The sequence below is a fragment of the Megasphaera hexanoica genome, assembly GCF_043520715.1.
Classification (GTDB): domain Bacteria; phylum Bacillota; class Negativicutes; order Veillonellales; family Megasphaeraceae; genus Megasphaera; species Megasphaera hexanoica.
In genome coordinates, this window is record NZ_CP171361.1 from 2,288,428 (window position 1) to 2,300,929 (window position 12,502).

Here is a 12,502-nt window from a genome sequence, read left to right on the forward strand (position 1 = left end):
GTACTCCGCAGGGCTGTCAATAAAAATCAGGGAAGATATACGTCACTGTAGTCTTTATGACGCATGAACCAGCGGGATGCATAGGAGCACGAAGCCTTGGTCTGATGCCCCGTACTGCGGATATAATCAGCCGCTGCCTGAACCAGACGGCCAGCCGCTCCCTGACCGCGCATACTATCATCGACTTCCGTATGGACGATGTCATAATCGCCCTGTTCGTCCTGGAAAAAATCAACTTCCCCGACGGTCTTTCCTTCTTCATTCTCTATCCAGATCTTATTGGGACTATACTGCAAATTCATGATATATCACCTCTAATGCGTAGTATATCAGATGCACAAATTCTTGTCTGTTGGTTTTGCAACGATGCGACAGCCTATATTTCTATTATTTTACAATTTTTCTTCTCTAAATTCTTTATATAATCTATTAAACTTATCTTTATTCAGTTCTTTTTCCCAGCAGGATACGACAACCGTTGCCATGCAGTTGCCACATACGTTACAGATGGTCCGGATCATATCGAGGATGCGGTCAATTCCCAGGAGAATGGCTACTCCTTCTGTGGGCAGGTTGAAGGCGGCAGCTGTCGCGGCGACGACGATAATGCCGGCACCGGGGACACCGGCAATGCCTTTGGTGGAAAGCATGAGCGTCACCATGACCAGAAGTTGTTGCTCGATAGGCATGGCGATGCCATAAAGCTGGGCGATAAACAAGATTCCGGCCGAGCTGTACAGTGTCGAGCCATCGAGATTGAAAGAGTATCCCGTCGGCATGACGAAAGTCACCGTCGCTTCGGGTACGCCAAGACGGTGGAGACGTTTCATCGCGCCGGGCAAAGCCGCTTCACTGCTGGCAGTAGAAAAGGCAAGGAAAAGAATATCTTTCAGGGCCAGAATCAGGTGGAAAAAATTAATTTTTGTAAATACACTGGCAATCGTGGCTACAACGGCAATAAACAACGCCGTGGCCCCGGCGACGGAAAGAATCAGTTTTCCCAGTGGGATCAGCATAGTTATACCATAACTGCCTACAGTATACGCAATCATGGCAAAGACCCCCAGAGGGGCAAAATGCATGACATAGTTAGTCACTTTGAACATAGCCTCTGCTACACTCTGACAGAAATTGACAATGAGCGTCCCCTTTTCTCCAATATGAGCGACGGCAACGCCGAAGAAACAGGCAAAGAAAATAATCTGGAGCATATCCTGCCGTGCCGCTGCATCGACAACATTCGTGGGGATAATGTGAAGTACATACTGCACCATATCGATGCTGTGCTGGCCGGCAGCAGCTGCTTCTTCCGTTCCAACCGCCGCCGATATAGGCACGCCTACACCCGGTTCAGTCACATTCATGACAAATAAACCAATAGCCAGGGCAATGGTCGTCGCAAATTCAAACCAAATAATAGCCTTTCCGCCCAGACGTCCCAGTTTCTTAAAATCGCCAGTCCCGGCAATCCCCATAACGAGGGTGCTGAAAATAAGCGGTACGACAATCATCTTGATCATCCGCAGGAACGCATCGCCAAACGGCTTTAAATGACCTGCCAGATCAGGAACCACATACCCCATGAGCGCACCCAGTGCCAATCCCAAAAAAATCTGTGTACTCAGCCCTATTTTCTTCACGCTATATCTCCTTATAAAATACGGTTACAATTACAAGCTCTTTCATTTTATAGTATTTCTTCCCAGTCTACAATGTAAATTTTGATATAAAAATGAAAAATAACTTATGACAGAGATATATAGCTTTATTTATTCAATATTTGATATTTTGATATTTAATTCATTCATTTTTTTGTACAGAGTCCCCCGGCTGCAGCCTAACATACGTGCAGCTTTTGAAATATTCAATTTGCTGGCAGTCAACGCATCAACTACATGAGCCCGGGACCACTTATTCATTTTAACGTCTATGCTGGTATCATTCATCGTGCTGTTTTCTGGCATAGTCAGCATAATTTCATCAACAGGCATCGCATTTTTTAATAAAACACTTACACGCTGGACAAAATTTTGTAACTCCCGGATATTTCCCTTCCAGATATAATTTCGCATGTATTCTTCAATTTTTCTTATTTTACTTTCATACATATAATATTCGGAACCAAAATACCGGTGAAATAAATCTTCACTGAGGAGCAAATAATCAGCTTCTCTATTACGAAGCGGCGGAATTTCCAAAGAAAGAACGCTGATTTTATAGTATAATTCTTCCAAAAATTCTCCTTCATTCATTTTTTTCTGCAGGCTATTCCCGGCAGAAACAATAATCCGCACATCAACAGATATGGCATGACGTCCATTAATACGGCAAACTTCATTATCTTCCAGAATACGCAGGATTACTGACTGTGCTTCCAATGGTGCTTCATCAATTTTATCTAAAAACAGAGTACCACCATGAGCTAATTCAAAAACACCTTCCTGAGATTCAGGAGATCCAAATAATTTGCCTTCTTTTTCCCGACCCAAGAGTTGCCTAGTTAACCGATCTGCTGAGATATTAGAACAATTCACCGCCAGAAATGGGTGGTTGCGTCTTTGGCTTTCATGATGAATAGCATGAGCAAACATTTCCTTTCCTGTACCGATTTCTCCCTGGATCAGAATATTAGCATCATATTTAGCGAAGCTTTTGGCCATATAAACAGCCCGTTTCATGGCTTTAGATTCGCCAACAATATCTGAAAAGCGATAGCGTGCTACCATTCCTCGTTTATGAAGATTAGAGCGTATTTTCTGCTCACTATTGCGAATAGAATCGACATCTTTAAATGTCGCTACAACTCCTTCTATTTTTCCATCAATCATAATAGGAATACGATTTGTATTAATAATAACATTTCCAGCCTTCATCAATTCGTCCATTTCTTTTTCCCCAGTTCGTAAAACAGACGAAAGTTTAGATGCTGGGAAGACTTCTTCAATATATTTACCCTCATATGGTTTATTTTTTAATGGAAGTATTTCTTCAGCCTGTTTATTGACGACAACAATATTGCCTTCCTTATTAATAGCCAAAATACCATCATGAGTATAATTTAATACCGCTTCGTACTGTTCCAGTTTCAATTGTAGTTCCCGGTGGTGTTTTTCTTCTTGAATAATAGATGATAACGTTTGTTGGGCAGAGTCAAGGGCTAATTCGATTTCATCTTCTGTATTTTCCAGTGTATAGTAACTGAAATCATATATACGGGCATAATTTTTTGCTAAAACACCCCCTACACCAAAATGGCAGCCATCTGCTTTTGCTTTTTTTACAGCTTCTTCTACATCCTGATCTCCTGTATATGAATAGTAACAAGCATCAATATTAAGAAGCTTGCAAAAATGAGAAATAAAGCCAGGCATCGTATCCAGCACAAAAAAAGCAATCTTTCCTTCTACACTACGCAGGCGTTCAAACGCTTCCAGATAAGCAGCACTAGTAAAACGCACTTTAATGATTGCTGTATCTAAAGAATGGCGCAATAAAGCAGCCGTACCACCACGACTAATAATAACTTTTACTCCTTGTTTAATAGCCTGTTCTGCATAATTTCTTGCATTCTCCCAAGAACCAACCCATACATCAACTTTCATATGGTGTCTGAATATGATATCCCGTGCTTTATTTGCGCCTTGTTCTGAAGGAGAGATAAATAATATTTGGTTCATAGTACAATGTTTCACACTCCTATATAGAGATTCATCCGTGTTCGACCCCATAGCTTATTGTAACATAGGTAGAAACAAACATATATCAAAATATATTGAAGAGGAGATGTCTTTATCGGCATCTCCTTTTTACTACCCTGATATCATTGTGATTCCCTATTTCTTTAAAGAAAAACAACATCACATCGATAAGAAATGCAGGAATCAAAATAGCACAGGACCATCCCATATAGCCGAAGAAACTCGGCATTTTAATATTGTTTTCTTCTACAATAGATTTAACCATAAAATTAGGTGCATATCCAATATAAGTATTGCCCCCCATAAAAACGGCGCCAGCCGAAATGACTTCCAACATGATCTGAGAAACTGTCCCAACGGATGTGGAAATTCCCTGCACTGCGCCGAGTGTACCGGCCGTCTACAAAAACACCAGATATGTCGGCGTATTATCCAGGAACGATGATAAGGCATCTGCTGCCCAGAATATTTGCCAAGGTTGATTGATTCCCAATTCAACACCATGTACCTTTTGAATTTTTTTACGCCATTCATTGGCACGAATGACCGTGCGTATAAGCAGCATAGCAGCCCCCGTCGTGCCAATCCAGCTGGCAAGTGCCGTCCCAATAAGCAAAGAATTGATTTTCGGCATGCCTGCCAAAGTACCTTTGACAACGAATACCACCAGCTACGACGAACAATCCATATAGAAGGACAATAAAAGGAATATAATTAAGCAGCACCGACTTCAGTAATCGAAACATCCCTTCATGTACACTGCAAGCAATAAAAAACGGGTTCAGCAACATATGATGAACCCGTTCCATTTATGCACTTGCCATATCATTAAATCAAGAGACCATAAATGCCTGTAAATGCCAGGATTGACAGGAATACAACGCAGAAAACCGACCAGGCAAACACTTCAATAAATAAACGGTCCGCACTTTTTGTTTTTGCTAATTCAGGATCCCCCTGGAAAGCGCCCATAATCAAGCCACCGCCGGTAGACGCCGGGCTAAGTCCTGCAACGGAAGCGGCAATCCCAACAGCTGAAACCATTTCTTCAACGGAAGAACCGGGAACATTCTGAGCAATCCCGCCAATGAGCGGCATTACTGTCGGGAATACGACACCCAATGCCGACGAAAACCAGGAAAGGCATCCCGACACAAAGCCAATAATCGGCGCAGCTGTAGAAGCAGTCATCGCAGAAGACAAAACATCGACTACCAAATCAACGCCACCGGAACTGATAATCAACGTAATGAGTACGCCAACACCACAAACCATGACCATTGTATTCCAAGGCAACTCTTTCATAACTGCCTTGGAATCGCCAATGCCGATGAGGAGAAGAAAAACGGCTACAATAAATGACGCGAGCCCTACATTCATCTTTAATCCAATGACACCGACAAGCATGACAAGGATGCTGACCAAAGCGATTAACTGTTTAGACGTAAAAGAATCGCCTTTCGTCATTTGTTCTACATTCTTTGCCGTCTTGATTTTATAACCGCCATAATAAATATATACTATGACAGAAAGGATGGACACACCCAATAAAACGATTTTAATCATTGGCCAGGCTATATCGGGATATCCCTGAGGAGTCATAATGGATGAAATGAGGATACCTTCCGGCGTGATGGCCGTAAAACGGCCGCAGAACGTTCCCATTTCCCCAATCAGCATGAGCATCAGTGGATTATACCCTGTATGTTTTGCCAATGGAATTGCCAACGCTACAACGACAGCTAATGCAGGTACGCAGCCTGGTCCAACAGCAGCGAAAGCCAAGCCGATTATCAATAATAAAATGGGAATAAACCAAACCTGTTTACGAAACAGATATGCTAATTTTTTTAAAAGAAGATCCAGACATCCATTAGACTGAATGACTCCAAATAACAACGTAACACCCATCAAAGTAACGAATAATGATGAGTTGAATCCAGAAATAACGGCTTTTGCCTTAAAAGCACCAGAAGCATAAGCTACTATTGAAGCAGCTGCAATGGCCAACAAGCCGACATTAATCTTTCTAATGAAGCCAATAACGATAACAGCAACCAGAACCAGCAGCAATGCCACTTTTAAATCCATAGTGGATTCTCCCTCCTATCGGAAACATTTAGACGTTTTATCGATATGAATATGATGTCCACTATAAACGCCAGACGGAATCAATTTTATTTCTTCCTTTGCCAGATTCAGAATTTTTTCAAAATCGATTCCTGTGTCAAAGCCCATTTCATTAAGCATATAAACCAGATCTTCCGTTGCCAGATTACCCGAAGCGCCCGGAGCAAAAGGACAACCACCAAGACCACCAAGTGTAGACTGAACGTCAGTTACGCCCATTTCAATAGCTGCCAATGTGCAAGCCAGTCCCATACCACGCGTGTCATGAATATGAACAGCTAATTTAAGCTGCGGATAAGAGGTTTGTAATGCTTTTAAGATTTCCCGCACCTGAGCCGGATTTGCAATACCGATAGTATCACAGAGGCATACTTCTTTGACGCCGAGATCAACATAGTCTTTCAAAAATTCAACGACACGGCTTGTCGGGAATTTTCCTTCAAACGGGCAGCCAAATGCAGTAGCAAGATCAAGGCAGATATCGAGTTGAGGATATGTTTCCATAATTTCTTTTAATGAATTATAGGACTGTTCATGAGTCCGGTTAATATTTGCCTTATTATGACTAGCACTCAGCGAAACAACATAAGCAACCTTTTTAATTCCCGTTTCAACAGCTGTCTGAGCCCCTCTCAGGTTAGGAATTAATGCCATAAATTCAACGTCTGGATATTTTTTCAAACAGGTTCCGACGATTTCTTTGGCATCCTTCAACTGAGGAATAGCTTTAGGAGAAACGAAGGATGTTACTTCCATATACGTGACGCCAGACTGAATCAGCCCATCAATAATATGTAATTTATCTCCTACAGAGATATACTCTTTGATATTTTGGAAGCCATCGCGGGGACCGACTTCACAAATTCTTACTTTGGACATGAATAAACCTTCTTTCTGCATATTGTAGTATCCATTGGGCTACCGTATCAAAACAGCAGCCCCGGATACACCGATTTTTAAAGTACTTTCTTTTCCTTGAGATTTTCAATCTGATCTTCTGTCAAACCAATGAATTTGCTATATACTTCTTCGTTGTGTTGTCCCAGAACAGGTGCAGGCATACGAACTTGTTGTTCCCAATCGCTGAATTTAATCTGATCACCGGTTAATGTCGTGTGACCTGCTACAGGATGTTCCACATCGACGAACATTTTACGTGCTCCTACGATATGCGGATCTTTAACAATCTTGTCAATCGTCATAATCGGGCAGGAAGGAACGCCAGCTTTTGTCAGACGATCTGCGACCTGGTCAACAGTTTGGTCTTTTGTCCAGTTTTCTACGATTACCTTCAACTGTTCATGATGAGCTACACGGTCTTTAACAGCTTTATAATCAGGATCATCAATGAGTTCAGGCTGACCCATTTCAGTAGCCATCAATTTCCAAAGTTTATCATTGCCACAGCCTATAATTACACTGCCATCTTTTGCTTTGAAAGAATCATAAGGATATGTAGATTCATAACGATTCCCGATACGTTCTGGAATACGGCCTGTAGCCAGGTAAATCTGTGTAATGATTTCCAAGGAAGAAACAACAGAGTCAACAAGGGAAACATCGACCATCTGTCCTTCTCCCGTCTTAATCTGATGAACAATTGCGCCAAGTACACCTACTGTCAAGCTCAGGCCACCAAGGACATCACCCATAGCCGTACCACAGCGTGTCGGTTCACCTCCGGGCCATCCAGTTACGCTCATAAGGCCACCCATAGCCTGTCCTATGATATCGTATCCGGGACGCTGGCTATAAGGACCATATTGACCGAAACCGGAGCAGGCGCCGTAAACAATACGAGGATTAATTTTCTTTAAGACTTCATAATCAAGGCCCAGTTTTTTCATAGTGCCGGGACGATAGTTTTCAATGACTACATCGGCTTTAGCAACCATCTTCTTAAAGATTTCCTTGCCTTCCGGAGCTTTTAAATTCAAGGTGACGCCATATTTATTACGATTCAGATTCATATAGTAACAGCTCTGTTCGTTAAGGAACGGTCCAAAGGCCCGGCTGTCATCACCTTTCCCGGGACGTTCAACCTTAATGACGGTGGCTCCCATATCAGCCAGGAACATACCACAATACGGACCAGCTAATACACGGGTCAAATCCAGAACTACAATTCCATCCAAAATACCTTTACCCATTATGAATAACCTCTTTTCTAAAAAATATGGCACAGAACTTCGCAAATGTTACATGAATGTCGTGCCGTTTCATGCCTGTATTCTATGTCTAACATGCTTTTTTGTAAAATCCTATCCCATTTGTTCATTGTTCATTTATGTTTACTGTGTTCAATATTGTTCATCATTATTTATTATTGTTTATCGTTTATCATGCATTGACAAAAATATACGTTAAACGTAAATCCTCTGTGTTGAATATCATTTTGAAATGAACTTGTTCAATTTTGTCCATATTATTACAACTGTCTATATACTGTTTTATACACATTGAAATTATAAAAAAAATATTTTGTGCCAAATCTATTTTTAGATACCACCAAGGATATATTCATAGAATTCATAGCAACCAAATAAAAATAGCCCTCTGTCCCATCAAAAAAATGCTATTAATAACATACAAATTTTCTTTAAAATAATGTATTCCTGACTTTTTACCCTAAATTTTACGGAGAAACACAGAACGCTTATTGCAAATCCCAGTGATTCGTGTTATAATATTTGTAAATAACAAATAAAAAATATTAATTAAAAAGAGGTGTCAATTATGGATACGTTTGACAACATTGCCCAGTACCCAATTTATTTTGCTCCCGGCTGTCAGCTCCTGCAGTTACAGCCTACAATGGTTTCTGATGTGTATGATTACCTGCGCCGTCTCTTTGGCAACAAGATTCGTCTCTATACCCGCTGCTGCGGTCTTGACGATGCAAATCAGCACGATGAAGAAGCCGTTTTTATCACCTTGTGCGATACGTGTTTCAAAATCTATGGCAGTACGTATGCCAATCTCCACATGCGCGACTTCTGGGATGTATATGATGAATATAAATCCATTTATCCCTTAGGTGATAAGGAAGACGAATTGAGAAAAGCTCTTAAATCAACACTTTGTGATTATACCCTTCCCCAGAAAGCCTTGAAAAACTGGATGGAAGAATGGAAAACTTGGAGCACAAAAGAAGATTAACTCTTGCATTTATCCCGGTAACCTGTTATAATGTGTTCGTAATAAATAATAGTTATTTGTTACGAGATATTTAAGATATTCCCATTATATAATTATGTTTGATATGATCAGGAGGTAACAATTATGAAAAAATTTGTATGTGGCGTTTGCGGTTACGTTTTTGAAGGCAATGATGCTCCGGAAAAATGTCCTCAGTGCGGTGCTCCGAAAGAAAAATTCACTCTCGTTCCGGAAGGACCGAAAACCTATGCTGACGAACATCAGGTAGGCGTTGCCAAAGGCCTCGATGAAAAAGTTGTAGAAGGTCTCCGCCTCAACTTCACCGGTGAATGTTCTGAAGTCGGCATGTACCTCGCTATGAGCCGTGTTGCTGACCGCCAGGGTTATCCGGAAGTTGCCGAAGCTTACAAACGCATCGCTTTTGAAGAAGCTGAACACGCTGCTAAATTTGCTGAACTCCTCGGCGAAGTTGTAACAGCTGATACAAAAGAAAACCTCGAAATGCGTGCCCTCGCTGAACAGGGTGCCTGCGCTGGCAAGAAAGAAATTGCAACGCTGGCTAAACAGCTCGGCTATGATGCTATCCATGATACAGTTCATGAAATGGCAAAAGACGAAGCTCGTCATGGCCGTGTATTCGATGGCCTCCTCGCCCGTTATTTCGCAAAATAAGCTGCATAGAAATATATCAAAAGCCTGCTGCGATGCAGCAGGTTTTTTCATTCCCGTCTATCCTCTACTATCAAAAAACGAGAGCCCTCACCTATTGTGACAGCTCTCGTTTCTTTGTATTTAACGTTACCCATCATTTCCATAGAGATGATGTTCCCGGATGTACGCATAGACAGCCGGTGCCAGTTCATCCTTCTGTTTTTCCTGATGTTGGCGGATGTCGTGAGAGGAAATAGCATCGGCCTGATGATCCATCAGCTTTACCGTGAGGCCTTCTTCTTCCACCCGGCATTTTACCATTTCTATCTGTTCCCGGTCATCCCCTTTGCGCATCCCGACGAGAATGCTCGCCATCCGTCCACATTCCTGCCAACGATACCAGTAACTGAAGGAAAGGAATGTATCAGATCCCATGAGCAGGTAAAGCGGATCGTCAGGAAACTTCTCTTTCATTGCACAAAGCGTATCATAGGTGCGGCATGTACTCCCCTGCTGAATCTCATAGCCATCGACAGCTACGGGAAAAGGCAGGTCTTCCACCGCTTTCTGACACATTTCAATGCACTGCGCCGCATCCGTATCCAGTTCTTTATAAAAAGGCTGGGTCGGCATAAGAATCACCAGACGGGGATGCACCGCATTCCAGGCACTGCAGCAGAGCCGGATATGACCCTGATGAATGGGATTGAATGTCCCACCAAACAGGACAATTCCTTTTTTGTTGTCATCATTCCGGCCCATGCTGCTCACCCCTTCCTCTTATTTTACGACAAACTGCGGTTTATAGTCATCCAGACGCTGTTTAATGGGCAGCCACTGAAGAACGCGCTTGATGTTGCGGTCCCAGAAATCCCACGTATGGTCGCCGTCTTCCGTCCACAGTTCAATATCTGTCAGGTCTTTGACTTTATTGTAGAAGGCAATATTATAATCATGGAGGAAATCCTGATTGCCTACGGCGCAAACCATTTTCGGCAGTTTTTTACCAGCTTTGACGGCATTCTGGAATTCTACGACCAGATCATTTTCACCGCCCCGGGGATCTTTATTATCAAAAGTCATGAGTCGTTCTGCATCAGAATAGAGTTCCTTTGATTCATACATGACTCCGATATCTACGACACCGGACAGGCTGGCTGCAGCCGCATACTGATCCGGGCAGAGGGCAGCGGCATGGAGAGCGCCATAGCCACCCATGGAGAGGCCGGCAATGAACGTATCTTCCCGTTTCTGCGATACCTGGAACATATTGCCGATGACTTTTGGCAGTTCCTGCGTAATATAATCAAAATACCGGTAACCATGCGGCTGGTTGATATAATGGCCGCGGCCTGTCGTAGGCATGACGACGACCAGACCCATATCCATGACATACTGTTCCACGTTGGTAAAGCGGATCCATCCCGTCTGGTCACGCATGATGCCATGGAGGAGATACAGTACGGGGAACGGCGGTTTGATGACATCTCGCAGCGGTTCCGGCGTCCGGGTACAATTTTGTGGATAAATAACCTCGATTCCCGTATCAATACGTAGAACATCTGAGTAAAATTCAATGTGAAGTGACGGCATAGTGACTTCCTCCCTTAACTGATATGATAGTATAAATTATAGCCACACGAAGTTATTTCTGTTCCGGATAGGTGCCATCCTGTTTGTCTTTGTAGATTCTCCAGGGAACGGCCAGGAAAAGAATGTAAATCAGGAACGGTGCCGAAATAAGCGTAAAAGCGACATAGCCTTTAGCAACGATGGTCAGGATACCCAGGCGGCTGAATGCAACACTGATGAGAGTAACGATGACGCCGATGACAGCACGGCGATAAAAAGCTGTCTTATTGGCCATGATATTGTGACGTGCTGCCAGGAGCTGATACCGTTCACTGATACCAAACAACAGTCCAACACCGGTACTGAGCATAGCCGATACGGCAATGGCTACATAGAGATACCGTGTCCAATCAGCAGAATGAACGATATCGTGAAGGAGATACAGCATGGGGATGCTTTCTTTTGTGATATGAGGCATACCAGCGGCAAACAAAATAGTGCAGAGCATCGTACCGCCACCGCAGAGAACAGCCGTACCGAGAGCAGCCAGGAAGGTATCTTTCTTGCTCCGGATGGTTACCAGGCAGGACGGAACAGCCGCATTGGCACCACAAGTAAAGAGAATGATCGACGAGAAAACGATGACCCAGGCATAACCCGTCGTAAGACCATAATCAGCAGCAGTCGAACCCGATTCGATGAATTGGTCTGCAGCCGGCCAACAGATGCCGATACTGATGAAGAAAATGAAAATAATGATGGCAATGATCAAAATAGTCAGGGTATTGCCCAGTTTCATGACCAGATTCGCGCCTTTCAACGTAAAACCAATCATGAAAACGCCAAAGAGAAGGGTTCCGATCATATTAGGAATACCAAAAGTCTGTTCCAGAATAATAGCGGCACCAGAAATCATGCCGGCGGCTACGAGGAAAATCTGAACCATGGAGAAAATATCTTTAAATATTCCCAGTACCTGCCGTACAGCCGGATTTTTATAAATCATATCGGATTGTTCGCGATAATCTTTTGGTTTGTATATCCGGTTGAATTCAAAGGTCAGCCAGCACCAGACAAAAGTAAGGATTCCGACGAGGAGTGGTCCCCAGATGACGCCTGCCGAACCGGCTTTCAGATAATAGGCAACGGTCTGCGTCCCTGCGGCAAACCCCGGCCCTACATAACTACTGAACATGAGTGCCGCAATGGATAACGCCCCTACGACATTAACTTTCGAAATCTGTTTCCCATCATTCATGATATGACACCTCCAGTGAATAGATGAATCAGGT

The 12,502-nt window shown here is 42.9% G+C and carries 12 protein-coding genes and 1 pseudogene; 2 read left to right on the forward strand and 11 right to left on the reverse strand.

What is annotated here, in order from left to right; genetic code table 11:
• Positions 1-26: 26 nt before the first annotated feature.
• The 8 genes and pseudogenes from ACGTIC_RS11200 to ACGTIC_RS11235 all read right to left on the reverse strand — a co-directional run bounded on the left by ACGTIC_RS11200 (position 27) and on the right by ACGTIC_RS11235 (position 7,978).
• Positions 27-302, reverse strand: a complete 276-nt coding sequence (locus ACGTIC_RS11200; protein WP_059075415.1) for a GNAT family N-acetyltransferase — start codon at positions 300-302, stop codon at positions 27-29.
• A 90-nt stretch (positions 303-392) separates the two neighbouring features.
• Complete coding sequence (locus tag ACGTIC_RS11205; RefSeq protein ID WP_113855614.1) at positions 393-1,640, reverse strand: dicarboxylate/amino acid:cation symporter; 1,248 nt, start codon at positions 1,638-1,640, stop codon at positions 393-395.
• A 129-nt stretch (positions 1,641-1,769) separates the two neighbouring features.
• Positions 1,770-3,677, reverse strand: a complete 1,908-nt coding sequence (locus tag ACGTIC_RS11210; protein ID WP_162816227.1) for a sigma 54-interacting transcriptional regulator — start codon at positions 3,675-3,677, stop codon at positions 1,770-1,772.
• Positions 3,678-3,789: 112 nt separating this feature from the next.
• Positions 3,790-4,332: pseudogene (locus ACGTIC_RS11215) on the reverse strand (sodium:proton antiporter).
• Positions 4,229-4,507, reverse strand: a complete 279-nt coding sequence (locus ACGTIC_RS11220; RefSeq protein ID WP_394522650.1) for a sodium:proton antiporter — start codon at positions 4,505-4,507, stop codon at positions 4,229-4,231. The pseudogene ACGTIC_RS11215 and the gene ACGTIC_RS11220 overlap by 104 nt, the downstream one beginning before the upstream one ends.
• 19 nt (positions 4,508-4,526) lie before the next feature.
• Complete coding sequence (locus ACGTIC_RS11225; RefSeq protein WP_113855612.1) at positions 4,527-5,789, reverse strand: SLC13 family permease; 1,263 nt, start codon at positions 5,787-5,789, stop codon at positions 4,527-4,529.
• A gap of 15 nt (positions 5,790-5,804) precedes the next feature.
• The gene (locus ACGTIC_RS11230; RefSeq protein ID WP_113855611.1) at positions 5,805-6,707 is read right to left on the reverse strand and encodes a hydroxymethylglutaryl-CoA lyase; all 903 of its coding nucleotides are present in this window, start codon (positions 6,705-6,707) and stop codon (positions 5,805-5,807) included.
• Between the two features lie 77 nt (positions 6,708-6,784).
• Positions 6,785-7,978, reverse strand: a complete 1,194-nt coding sequence (locus tag ACGTIC_RS11235) for a CaiB/BaiF CoA-transferase family protein (protein ID WP_113855610.1) — start codon at positions 7,976-7,978, stop codon at positions 6,785-6,787.
• 586 nt (positions 7,979-8,564) lie between these two features.
• Between ACGTIC_RS11235 and ACGTIC_RS11240 the strand changes: the two genes are divergently transcribed.
• Both ACGTIC_RS11240 and ACGTIC_RS11245 read left to right on the forward strand, forming a co-directional pair.
• Positions 8,565-8,987, forward strand: a complete 423-nt coding sequence (locus ACGTIC_RS11240) for a hypothetical protein (protein WP_059075421.1) — start codon at positions 8,565-8,567, stop codon at positions 8,985-8,987.
• Between the two features lie 123 nt (positions 8,988-9,110).
• Positions 9,111-9,659, forward strand: coding sequence for an NADH peroxidase (locus ACGTIC_RS11245; RefSeq protein ID WP_059075422.1), 549 nt, complete (start codon positions 9,111-9,113; stop codon positions 9,657-9,659).
• A gap of 126 nt (positions 9,660-9,785) precedes the next feature.
• Here the strand turns inward: ACGTIC_RS11245 and nadD are convergent, their stop codons facing one another.
• The 3 genes from nadD to ACGTIC_RS11260 are packed head-to-tail and all read right to left on the reverse strand — an operon-like array spanning position 9,786 to position 12,468.
• Positions 9,786-10,400 (reverse strand): nicotinate (nicotinamide) nucleotide adenylyltransferase, encoded by a 615-nt coding sequence (nadD, locus tag ACGTIC_RS11250; RefSeq protein ID WP_113855609.1) that lies wholly within the window; start codon positions 10,398-10,400, stop codon positions 9,786-9,788.
• 18 nt (positions 10,401-10,418) lie between these two features.
• The gene (locus ACGTIC_RS11255) at positions 10,419-11,231 is read right to left on the reverse strand and encodes an alpha/beta hydrolase family protein (protein WP_075581335.1); all 813 of its coding nucleotides are present in this window, start codon (positions 11,229-11,231) and stop codon (positions 10,419-10,421) included.
• Between the two features lie 52 nt (positions 11,232-11,283).
• Positions 11,284-12,468 carry an amino acid permease gene (locus ACGTIC_RS11260; protein ID WP_059075425.1) on the reverse strand — a complete coding sequence of 395 codons (1,185 nt, stop codon included), beginning with the start codon at positions 12,466-12,468 and terminating at the stop codon, positions 11,284-11,286.
• Positions 12,469-12,502: the final 34 nt, after the last annotated feature.